The following is a 17,342-nucleotide window of genomic DNA, read 5'->3' as shown; positions in this document are numbered from 1 at the left end:
CCGGTCGCTTCATACCGCCCGGGACTGCTCGACCAGCCTGTCGAGAAAGACAAACAGCTTCTGATTCATTTGCACGTAATCATTGGCCCGCAGTGCCTCTGGCTGCTGTACGAAACGCGTGTGCCTTGATGTCAGCCATTCGTGGCCAGACGCCTGGATCAACCGTTCCACGACAGGCCGGGTGAGCTCCATATGGCACTGAAAACCGTACACCCGATCACTGTAAGCGATGATCTGGCGCGGACACCCCTCACTGTATGCAATGATCCTGGCGTCCGGCGTAAGCCCTGGCATGTCGCTGTGCCAGTGGCCGACGTCCAGGGTCTTCCCGAAGTGTGAACACTTCGGGTCAGCCAGGCCCTCCTCGGTCAGGAAGATCGGGAACTTGCCAATCTCCTTTTCAGGGCTGTGGCTGAACGCGGCCCCCAGTGCCTCACCGATCAATTGCGCTCCCAGGCAGACCCCGATAACGATCCGGCCTGCCGCGATGGCCTTGTTGATCAGTTCACGTTCGGCAAAGGCATTGAAGTGCGGGCACTGCGCCTGCGTCGTGGCCGGGCTTTGCGGACCGCCCAGCACCACCAGCCAATCAAACGAGCCGGCATCACCGGGCAGTGCATCGCCCTGATAAACACGCGAATAACTCGCCTGGAAGCCTCGGGCACTGACCCAGTCTGCAAAAGCACCGGGCGCTTCAAACGATTCATGCATCACGAAATGGACGTTCACGGTTTTACCCTCGCTTGCCGATTCAGGTTCATCAGACTTGCGACGCCAACTCGTCCAGCAACCCCTTGAGCAAGGCACACCCTTGAGCATCGAGCGGTTGCAGTGGCAGGCGCGGAGCACCGACCTCAAGGCCCTGCATCTTCAGACCGGCCTTGATCGTGGTCGGCAAACCGCGGCGCGTGATGTACTCCAGCATGTCGTACTGGCGATAGAACAGCGTCCGCGCCTGTTCCATCTGGCCGCTCTGAACCGCCTCCCACAGTGCCAGGTTCAACTCGGGGATAAGGTTGGGCGCCGCCGTGCACCACCCGGTCGCGCCGGCCACCAGCGCTTCGAGCGTCAACGGGTTGCAACCGTTATAAAAGGCCACCTCACCGTTCGTAGCCTTGAACAGGCGGTGCATGCGCTGAATGTCGCCTGTGCTTTCCTTGACCATGGTGACATTGCTCACTTCACGCACAATGCGCAGGATCAGGTCCACCGACAGGTCAGTGCCGCTGGTGCCAGGGTTGTTGTAGAGCATGATCGGAAGCTCGATGGCCGCGCCGATGGCCTTGTAATGATCGATGATTTCCGCGTCGGTCAGTTTCCAGTACGACACCGGCAGCACCATGACCGCTGTGGCACCACAGGATTCGGCCAAGCGGGCGCGCTGTACGGTGCGCGCCGTGGTCAGGTCTGAAACGCTGACGACGGTCGGGACGCGGCCGGCCACGATCTCCAGGCTGAAACGCACCACCGATTCCCATTCGGCGTCCGACAGGTAAGCCCCCTCCCCGGTGCTGCCCAAAGGCGCAATGGCATGCACGCCAGAAGCGATCAGTGTGTCGATGGACAGCCCCAGGGCAGGCAAATCAAGTGAACCATCGGCCTTGAACGGGGTGATGGTGTAGCCGACAACGCCACGAATTACGGAAGTAGACATGCAGGCACCTTGGTCATTTTGGTGAGTGAGTAGAGAGGAATCAGGCCAGGCAATCGCCGTGGGCACGCAGTGCGCGCCGCGCGTAGTAGTTGAAGGCGGCGCCGTGACGTTTGGCGGTGGAGATCCAGTCGTGAGCTTCCTGGCCCAATGCCTCGGGGATGGGACGGATCTCCCCGGCGCCCATGGCCAGCAACTGCATTCTGGCGGCGCGCTCGAACAACAAGGCCAGCACACAGGCTTCCTCCACCGAGCCGCCCGCAATCAGCAAACCGTGGTGAGCCAGCAGGATGGCGCGCTTGTCGCCGATGGCCCTGGAAATGATTTCGCCCTCTTCGTTACCCACCGGAATGCCCGGCCAGTCCTTGAGAAAGGCGCAGTCATCGAACAGCGGGCAGGTGTCCATGTGGGAAATGGCGAGCGGCACCTCCAGCATCGACAGCGTGGCGCTGTGCAGCGGATGCGTGTGGATAATGCAGTTCACGTCCGGGCGGGCGCGGTACAGCCAGCTGTGAAAGCGATTGGCCGGGTTGGCCATGCCCTGACCCTTGAGCACCTTGAGGTCTTCATCGACCACCAACAGACTGGAGCCTGAAATCTCGTCAAAGCCCAGGCCCAGGCGCTGCGTATAATAGGTCCCGGCCGTCTCGGCCCGTGCAGTAATCTGGCCGGCCAGTCCCGAATCATGGCCGCCGTCGAACAGAATCCGACAAGTCAGTGCAAGCTTTTGTCTTACGCTGTAATCGTTGTCGACCAGCGCGCTCTGCATCTGGTGTTCTGCGTGTTTGACGAGTTGGTCTTTTGGGGTGTGCAAGGTCGTGGACATGGTCAGTACCTGATCGAGGCAAGTCACAATTTCCGGGCAGTCGCGGCAACGACTGTTCAGGACACAAAACAATCATAATGACACTTTGTGTCATATACAACCCTTGTGTCATTTTTCAAGGAACAGCGTTGGATGGCGGTACAGCTGAGAATCTTGCGTAAGAAGATGGGCATGACCCTGGAGCAACTGGCCGAGCAGACCGGGCTGACCAAGAGTTACCTGTCCAAGGTGGAGAGAGGCTTGAGCTCGCCGTCCATTGCGGTGGCGCTCAGGCTGGCCAAGGCGCTGAACGCTCAGGCCGAGGAACTGTTCAGCACCGAAGCCTTGCCGGCCGAAGGTTACAGCCTGGTGCGTCGCCAGCAGCGTGAGCCCAATGATGCGGGGGTATCACCGGCTCATGTACCGCTGGCGCGCCATATCAGCCATCGGGCGCTGTTGCCGTTTCTGGTCTATCCGCCCCGCTCGTTTGGCCATTCGGCGTTCAAGGAACACCTCGGCGAGGAATTCATTTACGTGGTCAAAGGCCGTGTCGAAATCGACTTTGGTCACGAGCGACAGACGCTGGATGAGGGCGACGCACTGCATTTCAATGCGCAGAAATCCCACCGGCTGCGCACCGTTTCAGACGAACAGGCCGAGTTGCTGGTGGTGGTGCACAGCGCGCAGTAGCGGCCTGGACGGGCCGTCGCCGGACGCGCCTGCATGCGACAAGCAGGCTCAATACCTCCAGAAAACCGGGGTGATGAGCACCAGCACCGTCAGGATTTCCAGCCGCCCCAGCAACATGCCCACGGTCAGCAGCCATTTGGCTGCATCGGGCAGTGTCGAGAAATTGCCGGCCGGCCCGATGATCGTCCCAAGCCCCGGCCCGACGTTACACACCGCCGTGGCGGCACCGCTCAAGGCGGTGGTCCAGTCGAGCCCGATGAGGGCCAGGCCCAGGGCAATGACGGCAATGGTGATGGTAAAGAAAAACGAGAAGGTCAAAAGCGAGCGCAAGACCTCCTCGTCGATGGGATGACCGTTATATTTTTTCTGAATCACCGCACGGGGGTGGATCAATTGCTTCAAGCTGCTGACCAGCAGCGCGCCAGCAAGCTGAAAGCGAAAGATTTTCAGACCGCCCGCCGTAGAGCCGGAACAGCCTCCCACGAAGGTCAGATAGAAAAACAGCAAGACCGAGAAGCTGCCCCATAAGGTGTAGTCGCCAACAGCAATGCCCGTGGTGGTGACGACCGAGGTCACATTGACAGCCACGATACGAAACGCATCCCACCATCCGTAATCGCTATGGACACACAGCCAGGTTCCCACCGCCAGCGACGTAACGAGCAAGAACCCGAGGAACCCGCGCACCTGGTGATCGTTGATCAGCGCGCGCCGATGGCCGCGCAAGGTCGCGACGTACAAGGTGAATGGCAGGCTGCCCAGGATCATGATTGCCACGGCCACCCAGTGAATCGAGGGTTGCGTCCAATGCCCAAGCGAGGCGTCCGAGGTCGAGAAGCCCCCGGTCGAGATCAACGACATGGCGTGGTTGACCGCCTCAAACGGCGTCATGCCCGCGAGCCACAGCGCCAGGGTACCGATACCGGTCAGCCCCAGATACAGCAGCAGGATGTACTTGGCGGCCACATGCGAGCGCGGCGTCACTTTCTCGGACCAGTCAGAAGACTCTGTCTGGAACAGACGCATGCCGCCCACCCGCAACAGGGGAAGGATCGCGACCGCCATGCCGATAAAACCGATGCCTCCCAACCAATGCAGCATGGAGCGCCAGATCAACAAGCCCGGAGAAGCGCTATCCAGGCCGGTGAGCACCGTCGAGCCGGTGGTGGTGATGCCGGACATGGTTTCAAAGAATGCATCGGTGTAGCTGATATCACTGATGAACACCATGGGTAATGCCGCGAAGGTGCACACCACCACCCAACTGCCAGTGGTCAGCAGGTACATATCCCGCGGACGAAGCTGGCCGCTCTGCGGGCGCCCCCGCACGATCAGCAGGAGCCCACAGATGAGCGTAATCAGACCGGACCAGAGAAAGGCCGACACGTCGTCGCTACGCGCATGGACCACAAGCGTGATCAGGGGAACGACCATGCTGATGGCCAGCGTGATCAGAAAAATACCCAGGATAAAACCGATAAGCCGAAGTGCGGCGAAGGACATAACAGAGCATTCCAGATCATGACCGCGCAGTATCGGATGCCTGCTCCGGAGACGCTGTAAATTCGGCGTAAAATGTTACCGGCAATCCGCCATTTGCCGCAGGTCAGCAGGCGGCCTGGGGCTGTGCCGGGCCGGGCGGGCCTGCATCAGCTGGCGAGTCGTGGTGCAAACAGGCTCAGGCAGGGCCGAACACCGGCCTGGGGATACCGAGTGCGTTCTGCCGGGCCATGATCTGCTCGTCGAGCTTGCGCTTGCCTGAGATCAGTTTGAGCGACGCCAGTGCGGGCAGCGGACCGTTCAGCAGCCCCAGCAGATCCAGTGCCGGTGTCTTGTAGACCTCAAGGTGTGCCAGCGACGACTGGCCCAGGCCCTGCAGGTTCGACAAAGCCTTGAGATTGGACAGTTTCAGCGTGTGCAAGCCAGGGGTGTGCTCGATCACCAGGTCCTGAAGGTGCGGCTGGTCTTCGATCTCCAGTGCCTGCAGCCCGGGAAACCGGCCAGGGTCGAACTGGCCCAGGCCGCGAACCCGCAGCAGCGACATCCGCTCAACGCTGTCACTGCACAGTTCCGGCATGGCTTTGCGGCTGCCGAAACCGATCGACAGGTCTTTGAGACCGGCCAGGGTCGATACCCCCTCGAATGTCATGGTCGCGGGCTGGCGATACAGGCTCAGCGTGGCCAGGGCGGCATGCTGGCGCAGCGGCTCAAGCCCTTGCGCAGGCGCGCTCAGGTGCAAGGCATGCAGGCGTGACATAGTGCTGACCGGCGCAAGGTCCAGTTTGGGACCGGTGAATTGCGAAAGCCTGAGCTCACACAGCGTTTGCAGGTTCTCGAAAGCCACGACAGGGTTCAGGTCGAATTTCTCGACGCCGATGGCCAGGCAGCTCAGGTGCGCAAGGTCCTTGATCGCCTCAAGCCCGGTGAACTGATACAGGCAGTCGAGCGTCAGGACGCGCACATGCGGCAACGCCTGCAAGGTGTGGCCGTCAAAGCAGGCATCCGCATAGTGCCCGTAGAAACGCACATCGATACGTTCGGCGTAACGTGCACACAGATCATCCAGCAGCTGCAGCACATCCGCCGGGTACTGCTCTGGCGAAGAAAACTGAACGATAAAGGTCGTGCCGGCCTCGTTGGCCAGTCGATGCGCGAGGGTCTCCAGCTCATCCCGATCCGGTGCGTTGAGCCGATGGGGCACAGTCATGGGTCTTTCCTGTCGGGCAGTCATCGAGGGGGCCACGATACGGCCCGGCGCAGGCGCGTACAAGCCGCTCTCCGCAAGATGCCAACACCGGGCAGGCCCGGAAACTTCAGCGCACAGGCCATCCATGGATACGGTGGCCAGGTTCGCCATGCTCACACCGACATGATCGGCAGCATCAGGAAACTGTCGCAAACAATGCTGATTCTCACTCAAAACGACACGACAATCGGATATTGGCAAAGTGCCATTAAAGTTTCCGATCAACGGCACGACACAATGACAATTGCCCAGCTCGGACTGCCAGGCACCCATTGGATCTCACCGCCATGTTTTTGCGTAACGTTCGTTTGCAAACCAAGCTGTTGCTCGCGCTTACCGTGGTCAATCTGATCAGCATTGCCTCCTTCATCAGTTACGCCCAGTACGCCAAGTCCCAGGATATCCGCCAGCAGATCGATAGCCGCTTGCGCACCGCCGCCTATGCGGTGCCACGTCTGCTGGGAGAGGATTACCTTGAGCGTACGCGCAAGACCGCAGGGCTGAAGGAAGGTGAATACCTGGCCCAGGTGCGCAACCTGGGCGCCTATGCAGCCGAGGTGGACCTGAAGTTCGCCTACAGCCTGATGGTCGATGATCAGGACCGGGTGTTTTACCTGGCCGACGGTGCCAGTGCACAGGACATTGCCAGCGGCACCTATTCAAAGCACATGGAGCATTACAAGGACGCCAGCCCCGCTGTGGTCAAGGCCGCACGCAGTGGCCAAGTGCAATTCGATGAATACACCGACAGCTACGGCAGCTTCCGCTCGATTTTCCTGCCACTGCGCAGCGCCAGCGGCCAGCCTTATGTCGTGGGCGTGGATGTGACGCTTGCGGCGCTGGCGCAGGCGATCAGTGCCAGCCTCAATAGCCTGCTGCTGATCGGTGCGGCCACCTTTATCGTCGGTTTGCTGCTGTCGTGGCTGGCAGCGCGCATGCTGGTGTATGGCATCAACCATCTCACCGGCCAGCTCAACCACATCGCCGAGCAGCGCGACTTGTCCACCACAGTGACAGTGCTCACCGGTGACGAAATGGGCCGCATGGGCCAGCACCTCTCCAGCCTGTTGCAGGACCTGCGCCAGACCCTGGGCAGTGCCTCGGGCATGGCTGACAACAATCAACAGTTGGCCGACACCTTCCTGCAACTGGCCGATGCCACTGCCCGGCGCATCCAGCAGGCCGGTGGCCAACTGGCCGAAATCAACCAGGATGGCCACTCGATCCGCCAGTCCGCCGAACAATCCTCCAGCCTGGCCGGTACGGTACGGGTCGACCTGGAGTCGGCGATCGGCGAACTGAGCCGTACCCACAAGGAACTGCAGCGGTTGATCAGCGATGTGCATCAAAGCACCTCGGCCAACATCGAACTGGCCGGCGACCTGAATCGCCTGAGCGGTGAAGCCGAGCAGATCAGCAAGGTGCTGCAGATGGTCGCGGCCATTTCCGACCAGACCAACCTGCTGGCCCTCAACGCGGCCATCGAAGCCGCTCGCGCCGGCGAAGCCGGACGTGGTTTTGCCGTGGTCGCCGACGAGGTGCGCACGCTGGCCGCACAAACCCAGCGCGTGCTCAACGATGCCAATCAGGTGATCAATGCCGTCACCAACGGTATCCGCCAGATCGCCCAGCGCATGGGCAGCACGGCCGAACAGTCGCGCGCCCTGGCGGTGACGTCCGATGGCGCCCTGGATGTGATCGACGGACTGGTGCAGCAGATGGGCCAGGTCAGCGACACGATGGACCGCGCCCTGGCCAGCAGCGAAGAGATCCAGCACGCCGTCACTGATATCTCGGGCCGCCTGGGCGGCATGCACGAAACCTTCGAGCACACCCATCAGGGCATTGCCGCAATCCATGACTCGGCCACGGCGCTGGGCAGTACCGCGCGGGCGCTCAAGGGCGGGTTGAGTGTGTTCAGGACGTAAGGACAAGGTCCGGAAAACACCCGGCCAGTGGTGTTTCCGAGGCCGGCAGAATTTCTTCTCGAGGCGATGAAACAAGGATATTGCTCATGAACACGATGTTCGTCAGTCCCTGGCTGCTGGTTTCACCCGAAGGCCCCACCACCTGTGCCGCAGAAGGCTCAGGGCTGGTACACATGCGCCAGGGCGATGCCGATGGGGCCTGCGGTCCTTACGCCCTGATGATGGGGCTGATCACCCTGGGAGCGCTGGAGCGCGAAGAGGTCGCCAGTATGGGCAGCTCGGATGGGCGTAGCCGTGTGGGCCGTTTCCGCAATGCGCTGCTGGAACACGGCGCGCTGATTTCTCAAGGCACCTCTACAGAAGACCTGATCAACCTGAGCTGGCACTTTCGTGCCGAAGGCATTGCGCCAGAGCTGGTCAAGGGCAACAAGCGCGAACTGGTGACCGCCATACAGGAGGCCATCGAGAACCATGCCGTTCCCTTGCTCAGCGTGAGCTGGTCAAAGCTTGAGGGACACTGGTTGATGGTCGTCGGGCATCAGGGTTATGAGCTTGAAGGCGTCTACCAGCCCACTCACCTGCTCTGCCTTGACCCGGCAAGCGAAGCGCCGAAAGCCTCATTGTGGAATGCCGTGATCGCGGTCTATGACGACGAAGGCAAGGCACTGCGCAGCGGCACCTATACCTGTGATCACTGGGGCCTGGACGGGCAGGTTTCCTCGTGCAAACTTGATCAGGTGTTGATGCTGACGCATTGAAGCGACATGGCCGGGGGATCAGGCAGTGCCTGATCCCCCTGTGTGATGCGGTCAACATCCGGAGCAGAACACGGCGCCCGGTGCGAGGGCATTGTCTTCAAGGCCAGTAAATGCTCAACGCCAGATCAATCCTGCAACGTTGCAGCAAGCAACGCCGATGAATCTGGAAAGGGCCCTGTAACAGCACACGGATCCGGCACAGTTTCAGCGCTTGTGTCGCCGCCAGGATGTCGCCCCGGGCATAACAGGCCACCAGCAATTCCAGCGGATGAATACCGATGTGCCTGGCCAGTTGATCGAGTTTTTCAAGGGTCGGGCTTTTCAGCCCCCGTTCGATTTCAGACAGGTAGGTCCGGCCGCTGACGCCGACAAAATCTTCCTGGGTGAGGTACTTGCCTTTCCGGGCTTCTCTGAGCGCAATGCCTGTCGCTTTTTTAAGCTCCACGGTGCGGCCCTTTGGATAAAGGGGGTCACTTGAGCAAGTGGCTGAGCCCTGCACACCATAGCACCGTTAAACGGCAACGACGGCGTTCCTGTAGCGTTCACACCGAGATCAATCTTGAACGCGTCAGGAACGCATCTGTTCAGGCACCGCCGCCATGGCCGTCGAGCACAATGACCTTGGCGCCGGCATGACCGTCCAGCGCCTTGCCTGGCGCCACACCATGGCCATCAAGCAAACTGTCGGGCGAAGGCGCATGGCCATCGAGAAAACCATCGGGTGCGGCATGACCGTCCAGCGGACTGATCGCAGGACCGGCATGGCCATCAACCCCCTGAAGCGGCACAGGGGCATGACCATCGACTTCAAGGCGTACAAATTTTACGTCCTGCCCCAGCATCCTTGCCTGTATAAGTTGCAGTATGTCTGTCGCGCTCATCGCATCGCGCTTTGAGTAGCACGCCACCAGCAACTCCAATGGGTGCATGCCCATGCGGGTGGCAATCTGGTCGAGCTTTTCCAGTGTCGGTTTTTTCAGTCCACGTTCGATTTCAGACAAATAGGTTCTGCCACTGACGCCGACAAAGTCTTCCTGGGTGAGCTTGTTGGTATCTCTGGCCTCTTTGAGCGCCATACCAATTGCCTTGCTCAGCTCCATGACGCGACCCTTTACAAAACAAAGGGTTTTCACTTGAATGGGTACAATCGCACTACACGCTATAGCATTCACTTGAATGCAGGCGTTTATCCCATGCTGCATCAACGGCACCGTCGCAAGGACTGGATACGCTCATGATTCGCAAGCCTCCCCCGACCAACCGGCACAAGCGCCCTCTTGCACCGCTGAAAACGCTGTGCCGGAAATGTCGCCTGATCCAACGCCGTCGTCTTCCCCATTCACGCCTCATCAACAGTGCCCAGGCACGTGAGGCGCAGGACAAGCAGTTCATGGCCAATGCGCTATACGCCGGCGTCATGCGCAGTTGGGAAGCCCTGTCCGAGCGTAACCGGCGTACACAGGCCATCGACCTGGCCGCCGTGAACAAAGGCGATGAGGTCGCGCTGGGTGATCTGGCGCGGCTGTTGATGGAATGCGCCGATGCGCTGTTCAAACAGGCGCTGACGGCCAGGCACCAGCGACTCGGCGAACATGACGGGCTGCCTCAGGGTTGAGCCCGTGCAGCAGTATCCGGGATCACGCTCTTTTACCTCACTCTTCATGCCATGCGGTCGACGCTCCCTGCCACGCGTCAAGCCGCCACCCTTGTTCGCTCGCCAGCAAGCAATGGGTCAACCCGAGGTTGTCCAGCAGCGCCTGATCATGGGACACCACCACCAACGCGCCCTGATAGCCGCGCAGCAGGATTTCCAGCGCCTGGATCGAAGGCAGGTCCAGGTGATTGCCCGGCTCATCCAGCAACACCAGTTGTGGCACCGGGTCGGCATACAGCACGCAGGCCAGCGCAGCTTTCAGTCGCTCCCCGCCACTGAGCCGGCCGCTGGGCGACTCGGCCTTACGCGCACCCAGGCCAAGCTGCGCCAGGCGGGTGCGCAGTTCACTGACACTTGCCTGGCGGTTGACGCTCTGTAATTGCTCCAGCACCGTGCGCGCCGGGTCCAGCGGGGTCAGTTGCTGGTCCAGATAAACAGTGTCGGGTGTGACATGGCATGTACCGGCCAAGGGCATGAGGTGGCCGGCCAGTACCTTGAGCAGGGTGGATTTGCCACAACCATTGGCGCCGACCACACCGATCCGCTGCTGGCCGCCCAGCAGCAGGTCAATGCGCTGCAGGGCGAGACTGACAAAGGGCAGCGTCACAGCCTCGAGTGTCGCCACACACCGACGGGTCACCAGAGGGGTCGGCAACGCCTGCAAGGCAATCAGGGCAGAGTCCTCGACCTGTAGCGCCGCTTCGCGCACCTGCTGGTCGAGACGGTGTTGCGCCACCGTGTGCTGCTGGCGCAACCGGCCGGCCGAGCCCTCGCTGCGCTCTTTCTGTCGGCCCTGGATAATGGCCGCCTGATTGGCGTGCCGGCCTTGTTGCCGGCCATGCGCCTGGCGCCGCTCCTGGCGTTCATGCTGCTGGCGCATGGCCTGTTCATCGCGCCGTCGTTGCAGTTTGCTGTGCTCGAGCGCCAGCACCGCGCTGTGCTGCTCCTGCGCTTTGCACTGGGCATAAAAACGGTAGGGGCCGCCATAGCTGCGCAAGCCCAGCGATGACAGCTCGACCGTGCGTTGCATCACCTCCAGCAATGCGCGGTCGTGGCTGATGACCAGCAACCCGTGTGGCCAGGCCTGCAATTGCTCGATCAGCGCCTGGCGGGCAGGTTGATCCAGGTGATTGCTGGGCTCATCGAGAATCAGAAAGTCCGCCTGCGCCAGCGCCGCACCGATCAGGGCCACGCGCATGGCCTGCCCGCCGCTCAGGGTACTGGCCGGCCTGTCAGCGTCAAGATGGCCCAGGCCATGGGCATGCAGGGCCTGTTGCAATCGCTGGCGGATGTCCCAGGCGTCGCCTACGGCCTCGAAATCCTCGACCGCGCAGCTGCCTTGTTCGATACGTGCCAAGGCGTCCAGTGTGTGCTGCACACCGGCCAGACTGGACACGCTGGCATCCGCTGCCGGGGTGATCTGCTGCGCCAGGTAATGCACACGCCCCTGGCGGGTGCAGTGGCCACGGGTAGGCTGCACCAGGCCGGCGAGAATGCGCGCCAGCACACTTTTGCCCACGCCATTGCGCCCCACCAGGCCGGTGTGGCGTGAGTCGAACTGTTCGTTGAGGTCGGAAAACAAAGGCGTGCCGTCCGGCAGCGCCCAGCCAACGCCTTGCAGCGTGATGCAGGAATGGGTCATGCGTGACTCCAGTGATGCCAATGACTCGCCCGCGCCGGTACAGCCAGGTGGGGGGCGGTGGAAATTGGCCGTCCATGCGGACGGCGGCATCAATGGCGCATCGGACCAATACCTCGGTGATGGGATCAGGCCGAAACTATAGAAGGCTTATGGCGATCATGCAAAGTGGCCGTGGACCGGCAGTCTGTGTGCTCAATCAGGGCCAGGCATGTTGCCAGTGGCCAACCACACCTGCCCCGCCGCCAGGGCCGCCTCACGGCTGGACCAGGTGGTACTCGGCCCGCTGATGATGCGCGGCGAGGTCTGGCCATCGCCTTGCGCGGTCCACAATTGCCAACGGCCATCGCCCTGGCAGCCAGGCACGGCGGTGTAGGGCTGTTGTTCGAGCTCGCGCAGGGCCTGATCAAGTTCGGGGCGCAGCCTGAGTTCGCCGCTGTAGACATAAGGCGTGCCGCAACGGGCATCGGAAGAACGCATGGGTCAGGCTCCAGGGCTGGGTTCAGGGCTGCAGTTGCATGCGCACCAGGTAACGGGTCAGCTTTTCAATGAGCTCGATGTCCTGTGCATTGTCAGTATTGCTGTATTGCCCGGCGTCACGGTTGACCTCGGCATGCGTGGCCCGCCAGCCGCCTTCATGGGGCGCGAAATGCACCTGATAGATACAGTTGCCGGTCCAGCTGCGGTGTTGGTAAAGAGTGTCGTCGATGAAATAGAAGAACCACTTGTCTTCCATCTGCTGCGGGATCAGGCCCCGGCGGGCGGCCACCGTTTCTTCGGCGGTCAAGGTGAAGTCCAGTGGCAGGGTGACGTACAGGGCCGGCAAAGGCTGTGTCTTCCAGTCGCTGGGGACGGTCGTGCGGGAGTGCTCGGTCATGGCCTGTTCCGTATGGCGTGCGTGATTGGTCAAGATACCTCGTTGCCCTCCCCTGCTACCATCCGCACAAACCCTTTACACGGAGTCAGTCATGTCATTGAAGGTACTGGTGGTTGGCGGCTATGGCAATTTCGGCTTTATCGTATGTCGGCACCTGGCCGGTGTCGCCGGTATCGAACTGATTGCTGCCGGGCGCGATGCTGCGCGACTCGAATCACTGGCCAGGCAGTTGCCGCTGGCCACCTGGTGCGGGGATGCCCAAGGGCCCGGCTTCAGCGAGGCATTGCGCCAGTTGCAGGTCGACCTGGTCGTGCACACCGGCGGCCCTTTCCAGCAGCAGTCGTACCGCGTGGCCGAGCAATGCATCGAGGCCGGCGTGCATTACTGCGACCTGGCCGACTGCCGCACCTTCGTCAACGGTATCCATGTGCTCGATGAGCAGGCCCGGGCCGCCGGGGTGGCGGTGCTCAGCGGCTGCAGTTCAGTGCCAAGCCTGTCGGCGGCGCTGCTCGACGAACAGCGCGCACGCTTCAAGCGCATTGATCGCATCGAACACGGTATTTCCTCGTCAGCGAAAATGCCCGGCCTGGCCACGGTCGAAGGGGTACTGGCCTATGCCGGCAAGCCCATCCTCCAGCGGCGCCACGGCCAACCCCGCGCCGTGCCCGGCTGGCTGGGCCTGCAGCGGCGTCATCTGCCGGGGCTGGGCTGGCGCTGGCTGGCCGATGTCGACGTCCCGGACATGGACCTGTTCGGCGAGCGTTACGGCGCCAGCGAACTGGTATTCAAGGCCGGCCCCGGCCTGATGCCCGGCGCCCTGGCCACCGCTGCGCTGGCCCAGGCCGTGCGCATCGGCCTGATCACTGACCCCGCACCTTGGGCCAAACGCCTGCATCGGCTGGGCGTGGCCTGCGAACGCCTGGGCGACGGGCTCAGCGCGCTGTATGTCGAAGCCACCGGTATCGACCACAACGACCTGCCCCTGCGCCTGAACATCCAGCTGACCGCCGAGCGCGACAAGGGCCCGGAAATCCCCAGCTGCGCCTCGGTGGCCCTGGCGCTGAAGATGGCCGCCGGCTACCGGCCGGCGCCCGGGGCGCGACCGTGCGTGGGTGAAATCAGCGTGGCCGAGTACCTGGCGGCCATCGATGCGCCGCACGATATCGAACTCAGCGTGCGTTATCAGGGCCGCCCATGACCTACCTCTACCTCAAATACCTGCATGTCATTGCGGCGGTGTTTCTGTTCGGGTTCGGCATGGGCTCGTACCTGTACCTGATCGCCGCGCGCAACACCCGCGACCCGCAGGTGATCGCCCAGGTGGCGCGCATGGTGGTGCGCTATGACACCTGGATCACCACACCGGCGGGCGTCCTGCAAGTGGGCACCGGGCTTGGCATGCTGCACCTGACCGGAATGTCGCCGGCCAGTCCCTGGCTGCGCGATGCCTTGATCCTCTTCGTTGCTGTGGGGCTGTTGTGGCTGCCGGTGCTGATCCTGCAAAAACGCATGCAGCGCCTGGCCGAACAAACCGCCCGCCAGGGCCAGCCCCTGCCCGCTAGCTGGGACGCCCTGTTTCGGCCCTGGTTCTGGCTGGGCGTGGCCGGCTTTGCCGGAATGTTCGTGATCGTGCTGCTGATGGTGACCAAGCGCGGACTGTTCGGCTTCATTCAGTAAGCGGCCATTCGTCGTTGCACAAGGAATGTCTCCGATACCCCGTCGTCGACCCTTTACGCAGAGCCTGAGCCGTTCAAGGCCTGTGTAAACACCACTGATGATGGAGATCATTCGATGGACAAGATCGATAACCTCTTGGATAACAAAGGCGTTCCGCTGGAGAAACAGACCTTTACCTGGCGTGAGCTGGCCGGCAAGCCGATCAGCAAACTGGACGACGATGCCTTCACCCGCGTGCGGGTGATCCTGATGAACGGCGTAGAGGCCGACACCCTGCGCCTCAAGCATTTCGGTAACCGCTTTCACAAGGCACTGCGCCTGCCGCTGGCGCAGATCCGCCGGGTCGAGCAGCACCAGATGACCACGGTCAACTGGCTGCTGTCAGCCGACCACTCGCCGCTGGAAACCACCGTGGCCTACGAACAGGTGGCCATCGAAGTCACCGCCGCGGTGGCACAGAACGAACCGGATCCCTACCAGGCCCAGACCTACCGCTTCGGCCTGCTCGAAGACTTCGACCACCTGTACCGCTACGCCGCCATGCTCGACCGGCTGGAAGGCAAGGACGCACGCACCATCACCCAGGGCTACACCGACATTGTGCCCGGCCGGCCGACCCGCGAGCACCATCGCGCACCGCAAGACGACCTGCGCGAGCATTACCAGAAGGACGACGCGCAACTGATCACCAAGCTGCATGCCGCGCTGATCACCGCCGCCGAGTACCAGACCCACGATTACTACATGAACATCGGCCCGGTGTTTGCCGACCCGCTGGCGCGGGCGTTGTACGCCGAGATCGCCTCGGTCGAAGAACAGCACGTCACTCAGTACGGCTCGCTGCAGGACCCCGGCGAAACCTTTATCGAAAAATGGATGATCCACGAGGCAATGGAAGTCTATGCCTACGCCAGTTGCGCCGAGCAGGAGGACAATCCGCGCATCAAGGCGCTGTGGGAGCGCTTTGTCGACTACGAGCTGGGCCACCTGAACCTGGCCTGCGAGCTGTTCAAGCAGCATGAGCGGCGCGATCCGGCCGAAGTGCTCGCCGGCCCATTGCCACGCATGATCGACTTCAAGAGCCAGCGCGACTTCGTGCGCGAGACCCTGCGCCAGGAACGCGACCTGCGCACCCGTGGCAGCGCCTTTGTTGCCAAGGAGCAGGAAAGCCAGCGGTCACTGGATTATCGGGCTCGTATCAACAGCCAGGGCGTGCCGGCCGACATCGTCTCGGCCGGCTACAACTGGCAACCCGGTTCTGAACTCAACACCCAGGGAGCACGCTCATGAGCACACCTCAGGTTGAAATCGGCATGAACAAGACCGGTGCACAAAAGGCGCCGCACGACACCAAACGCCAGCTTGAAGCGACCCGCCTGTTCCCGGCCGACGTGCCGGGCAATGCCGAGGCCTACACACACGCACGCCAGCACGCCATTCGTGAAGCGGACCCGGTGGGCACGGTGCCGGCGCCCGACTCGGTCAAGGGCAAGCTCAAGACCACCTTCGACAAGGCGATCGGCAAGAACCCGCAGGTGCTGCTGGACAAGCTCGGCGAGCGCCTGGCCTTCGAGCGTACCGGCGTAAGGCTGTACGAGGCCATGATCGCCAAGGCCCTGGCCGCACCGGAGGCCAATCCGGAGCTGGTCGAGACCCTGCGCGAAATCCAGGCACAGGAACTGGAGCACATGCACCTGCTGCACGACACCATCGCAACCCTGGGCGGCGACCCGACGGCGGTCACTCCCTGTGCCGACGTGGCCGGGGTCAAGGCCACCGGCGTGCTGCAGGTGCTGACCGACCCGCGCACCACCGTGTCGCAATCGATGAGCGCCATCCTCACCATCGAACTGGAAGACAACGCCGCCTGGGAGTTGTTGATCGAACTGGCCGACAAGGGCGGCCACCCCATGATCGCCAACAGCTTCGCTCGCGCCTTTGTGCAGGAAGAAGAGCATCTGTCCAGGATCCGCAGTGCGGTCAGGCAGGATTTGCTTGATCAAGTGAGCTAAGGGGGTGTGGCCACACTCGTCGTCACGGGTGTGGCCAACGGGCTTATGTGTGCCCGATTTGAGACACCGCTCACAACCAGGTTCATCTTCGGAATAGTCCTACACCATGATCAGGCACAGTTCTTGGCGCGATGGCCGTTAGCAATAACGAATCCACCCGCCAGAGAACATCGACATGAACATCACCGGTATCGCCTCGACACCAATACCCACTCACGTGCTGCCCAGGCCTTCTGGGCCGGGTGCTGAAAAGGCTTTATCCAGCACGCCGAAAATCAACGAAGACCCCAGGGAGGCGCGGGCAAAAGCGTTTTATACCCGAGAGGCAGAGCCGTGGAAGGGGAAAACCTACACGTATCATGAGACCGGAAAACCTGAAGAAAAGCGTCCTTTAACCAAAGAAATGTACCTGAATGACCTTAAGTCGTTTTCAACTATAGAACTCCAGATCCAGCAGTGCTTCTACGCCGAGATCAGAAACGAACTGGGTGTTTTCAGGCCTGATCTTGCCAGTAAGAACTTCAGCTACACACTGGGTGATGATGAGCAAATAAAGATACTCAACCAAGACCTGTTACTGACTGAAGAGGATGTGCAATACCTGACAAAAATATTCAATGACAGAAGTGAATTCAAGTGGAGTGTTCACCGGCACGCCAAAATGGCAATGGCCCTGGTTGATCACGAGGACACTGCATTCGGCAGTCAATACACACTGAGTCTTTTGAATATTCAGAACACGCTTGATTATGGAAAGCTCGTCCTGCTGAAGCCCGAAAGGATGCATGAAGCTTTTGTACGCCAGATCATTGAGAATGGCGAAAGCCGTGAACAGCCCTGGGTTGATACTAACGTCTGATGGCGCGCAACGGCACCCTGCCGAAAAACGCCTGCAGGGTGCCCGC

At 61.4% G+C, this 17,342-nt stretch carries 19 protein-coding genes; 9 read left to right on the top strand and 10 right to left on the bottom strand.

The genetic code is table 11. From position 1 onward, the window contains the following. Positions 1–9 precede the first annotated feature (9 nt). The 3 genes from DGA31_RS25540 to DGA31_RS25530 are packed head-to-tail and all read right to left on the bottom strand — an operon-like array spanning position 10 to position 2,477. A complete protein-coding gene (locus DGA31_RS25540; RefSeq protein ID WP_109514401.1) occupies positions 10–729 on the bottom strand; it encodes a type 1 glutamine amidotransferase in 720 nt (239 codons plus the stop codon). 31 nt (positions 730–760) lie between these two features. Next, entirely contained in the window at positions 761–1,654 is an 894-nt protein-coding gene (locus DGA31_RS25535; protein WP_109514400.1) for a dihydrodipicolinate synthase family protein, read from the bottom strand. A gap of 40 nt (positions 1,655–1,694) precedes the next feature. Then, a complete protein-coding gene (locus DGA31_RS25530) occupies positions 1,695–2,477 on the bottom strand; it encodes an aldolase (RefSeq protein ID WP_109514399.1) in 783 nt (260 codons plus the stop codon). A 132-nt stretch (positions 2,478–2,609) separates the two neighbouring features. Between DGA31_RS25530 and DGA31_RS25525 the strand changes: the two genes are divergently transcribed. Further along, positions 2,610–3,146, top strand: a complete 537-nt coding sequence (locus DGA31_RS25525; RefSeq protein WP_109514398.1) for a helix-turn-helix domain-containing protein — start codon at positions 2,610–2,612, stop codon at positions 3,144–3,146. A 48-nt stretch (positions 3,147–3,194) separates the two neighbouring features. On the opposite strand, the gene DGA31_RS25520 is transcribed toward DGA31_RS25525, so the two are convergent. Both DGA31_RS25520 and DGA31_RS25515 read right to left on the bottom strand, forming a co-directional pair. Beyond that, positions 3,195–4,649, bottom strand: a complete 1,455-nt coding sequence (locus DGA31_RS25520) for a TrkH family potassium uptake protein (RefSeq protein ID WP_109514397.1) — start codon at positions 4,647–4,649, stop codon at positions 3,195–3,197. A gap of 175 nt (positions 4,650–4,824) precedes the next feature. After that, on the bottom strand, positions 4,825–5,853 hold the full coding sequence (locus DGA31_RS25515; RefSeq protein ID WP_109514396.1) for a hypothetical protein: 1,029 nt from the start codon (positions 5,851–5,853) through the stop codon (positions 4,825–4,827). Between the two features lie 326 nt (positions 5,854–6,179). On the opposite strand from DGA31_RS25515, the gene DGA31_RS25510 reads away from it, so the two are divergent. Together DGA31_RS25510 and DGA31_RS25505 are read left to right on the top strand one after the other, a co-directional pair. Continuing rightward, positions 6,180–7,820 carry a methyl-accepting chemotaxis protein gene (locus tag DGA31_RS25510; RefSeq protein WP_109514409.1) on the top strand — a complete coding sequence of 547 codons (1,641 nt, stop codon included), beginning with the start codon at positions 6,180–6,182 and terminating at the stop codon, positions 7,818–7,820. A gap of 86 nt (positions 7,821–7,906) precedes the next feature. Further along, on the top strand, positions 7,907–8,578 hold the full coding sequence (locus DGA31_RS25505) for a hypothetical protein (RefSeq protein ID WP_109514395.1): 672 nt from the start codon (positions 7,907–7,909) through the stop codon (positions 8,576–8,578). A 97-nt stretch (positions 8,579–8,675) separates the two neighbouring features. Here the strand turns inward: DGA31_RS25505 and DGA31_RS25500 are convergent, their stop codons facing one another. Both DGA31_RS25500 and DGA31_RS30395 read right to left on the bottom strand, forming a co-directional pair. Beyond that, positions 8,676–9,023, bottom strand: coding sequence for a helix-turn-helix domain-containing protein (locus DGA31_RS25500; RefSeq protein ID WP_109514394.1), 348 nt, complete (start codon positions 9,021–9,023; stop codon positions 8,676–8,678). Between the two features lie 139 nt (positions 9,024–9,162). Next, on the bottom strand, positions 9,163–9,678 hold the full coding sequence (locus DGA31_RS30395) for a helix-turn-helix domain-containing protein (protein ID WP_241509651.1): 516 nt from the start codon (positions 9,676–9,678) through the stop codon (positions 9,163–9,165). Positions 9,679–9,812: 134 nt separating this feature from the next. On the opposite strand from DGA31_RS30395, the gene DGA31_RS25490 reads away from it, so the two are divergent. Beyond that, positions 9,813–10,193: a hypothetical protein gene (locus DGA31_RS25490; protein ID WP_109514393.1), complete on the top strand. Its 381-nt coding sequence runs from the start codon at positions 9,813–9,815 to the stop codon at positions 10,191–10,193. Positions 10,194–10,230: 37 nt separating this feature from the next. Here the strand turns inward: DGA31_RS25490 and DGA31_RS25485 are convergent, their stop codons facing one another. The 3 genes from DGA31_RS25485 to DGA31_RS25475 all read right to left on the bottom strand — a co-directional run bounded on the left by DGA31_RS25485 (position 10,231) and on the right by DGA31_RS25475 (position 12,748). Then, entirely contained in the window at positions 10,231–11,874 is a 1,644-nt protein-coding gene (locus DGA31_RS25485) for an ABC-F family ATP-binding cassette domain-containing protein (protein ID WP_109514392.1), read from the bottom strand. 192 nt (positions 11,875–12,066) lie between these two features. After that, on the bottom strand, positions 12,067–12,351 hold the full coding sequence (locus tag DGA31_RS25480; protein WP_109514391.1) for a hypothetical protein: 285 nt from the start codon (positions 12,349–12,351) through the stop codon (positions 12,067–12,069). 22 nt (positions 12,352–12,373) lie between these two features. Beyond that, positions 12,374–12,748 carry a hypothetical protein gene (locus tag DGA31_RS25475; protein WP_056841730.1) on the bottom strand — a complete coding sequence of 125 codons (375 nt, stop codon included), beginning with the start codon at positions 12,746–12,748 and terminating at the stop codon, positions 12,374–12,376. A 91-nt stretch (positions 12,749–12,839) separates the two neighbouring features. Here DGA31_RS25475 and DGA31_RS25470 point away from each other — a divergent pair, with 91 nt between their 5' ends. From DGA31_RS25470 to DGA31_RS25450, 5 genes are all read left to right on the top strand, one after another. After that, complete coding sequence (locus tag DGA31_RS25470) at positions 12,840–13,946, top strand: saccharopine dehydrogenase family protein (RefSeq protein WP_109514390.1); 1,107 nt, start codon at positions 12,840–12,842, stop codon at positions 13,944–13,946. Next, positions 13,943–14,425, top strand: a complete 483-nt coding sequence (locus DGA31_RS25465; protein ID WP_109514389.1) for a DUF2269 family protein — start codon at positions 13,943–13,945, stop codon at positions 14,423–14,425. The genes DGA31_RS25470 and DGA31_RS25465 overlap by 4 nt, the downstream gene beginning before the upstream one ends. A gap of 114 nt (positions 14,426–14,539) precedes the next feature. Continuing rightward, on the top strand, positions 14,540–15,715 hold the full coding sequence (locus DGA31_RS25460; RefSeq protein ID WP_109514388.1) for a hypothetical protein: 1,176 nt from the start codon (positions 14,540–14,542) through the stop codon (positions 15,713–15,715). After that, on the top strand, positions 15,712–16,437 hold the full coding sequence (locus tag DGA31_RS25455) for a ferritin family protein (protein ID WP_109514387.1): 726 nt from the start codon (positions 15,712–15,714) through the stop codon (positions 16,435–16,437). The genes DGA31_RS25460 and DGA31_RS25455 overlap by 4 nt, the downstream gene beginning before the upstream one ends. Before the next feature lie 175 nt (positions 16,438–16,612). Next, positions 16,613–17,296, top strand: coding sequence for a hypothetical protein (locus tag DGA31_RS25450; RefSeq protein ID WP_152035080.1), 684 nt, complete (start codon positions 16,613–16,615; stop codon positions 17,294–17,296). The last annotated feature ends 46 nt before the right edge of the window (positions 17,297–17,342 follow it).

The sequence above is a fragment of the Pseudomonas ovata genome (assembly GCF_003131185.1).
Lineage (GTDB): Bacteria > Pseudomonadota > Gammaproteobacteria > Pseudomonadales > Pseudomonadaceae > Aquipseudomonas > Aquipseudomonas ovata.
The sequence above is the reverse complement of the archived record's forward strand: the minus strand, read 5'-3'. Positions and strand labels throughout refer to the sequence as shown.

Bases quoted from the DNA above. Each gene is read 5' to 3' on its own strand.
- DGA31_RS25520 (WP_109514397.1), bottom strand. From the start codon at position 4,649: ATGTCCTTCGCCGCACTTCGGCTTATCGGTTTTATCCTGGGTATTTTT.
- DGA31_RS25460 (WP_109514388.1), top strand. From the start codon at position 14,540: ATGGACAAGATCGATAACCTCTTGGATAACAAAGGCGTTCCGCTGGAG.
- DGA31_RS25455 (WP_109514387.1), top strand. From the start codon at position 15,712: ATGAGCACACCTCAGGTTGAAATCGGCATGAACAAGACCGGTGCACAA.
- DGA31_RS25450 (WP_152035080.1), top strand. From the start codon at position 16,613: ATGAACATCACCGGTATCGCCTCGACACCAATACCCACTCACGTGCTG.
- DGA31_RS25505 (WP_109514395.1), top strand. From the start codon at position 7,907: ATGAACACGATGTTCGTCAGTCCCTGGCTGCTGGTTTCACCCGAAGGC.
- DGA31_RS25510 (WP_109514409.1), top strand. From the start codon at position 6,180: ATGTTTTTGCGTAACGTTCGTTTGCAAACCAAGCTGTTGCTCGCGCTT.
- DGA31_RS25535 (WP_109514400.1), bottom strand. From the start codon at position 1,654: ATGTCTACTTCCGTAATTCGTGGCGTTGTCGGCTACACCATCACCCCG.
- DGA31_RS25485 (WP_109514392.1), bottom strand. From the start codon at position 11,874: ATGACCCATTCCTGCATCACGCTGCAAGGCGTTGGCTGGGCGCTGCCG.
- DGA31_RS25530 (WP_109514399.1), bottom strand. From the start codon at position 2,477: ATGTCCACGACCTTGCACACCCCAAAAGACCAACTCGTCAAACACGCA.
- DGA31_RS25480 (WP_109514391.1), bottom strand. From the start codon at position 12,351: ATGCGTTCTTCCGATGCCCGTTGCGGCACGCCTTATGTCTACAGCGGC.
- DGA31_RS25475 (WP_056841730.1), bottom strand. From the start codon at position 12,748: ATGACCGAGCACTCCCGCACGACCGTCCCCAGCGACTGGAAGACACAG.
- DGA31_RS25525 (WP_109514398.1), top strand. From the start codon at position 2,610: ATGGCGGTACAGCTGAGAATCTTGCGTAAGAAGATGGGCATGACCCTG.
- DGA31_RS25515 (WP_109514396.1), bottom strand. From the start codon at position 5,853: ATGACTGTGCCCCATCGGCTCAACGCACCGGATCGGGATGAGCTGGAG.
- DGA31_RS25465 (WP_109514389.1), top strand. From the start codon at position 13,943: ATGACCTACCTCTACCTCAAATACCTGCATGTCATTGCGGCGGTGTTT.
- DGA31_RS30395 (WP_241509651.1), bottom strand. From the start codon at position 9,678: ATGGAGCTGAGCAAGGCAATTGGTATGGCGCTCAAAGAGGCCAGAGAT.
- DGA31_RS25470 (WP_109514390.1), top strand. From the start codon at position 12,840: ATGTCATTGAAGGTACTGGTGGTTGGCGGCTATGGCAATTTCGGCTTT.
- DGA31_RS25490 (WP_109514393.1), top strand. From the start codon at position 9,813: ATGATTCGCAAGCCTCCCCCGACCAACCGGCACAAGCGCCCTCTTGCA.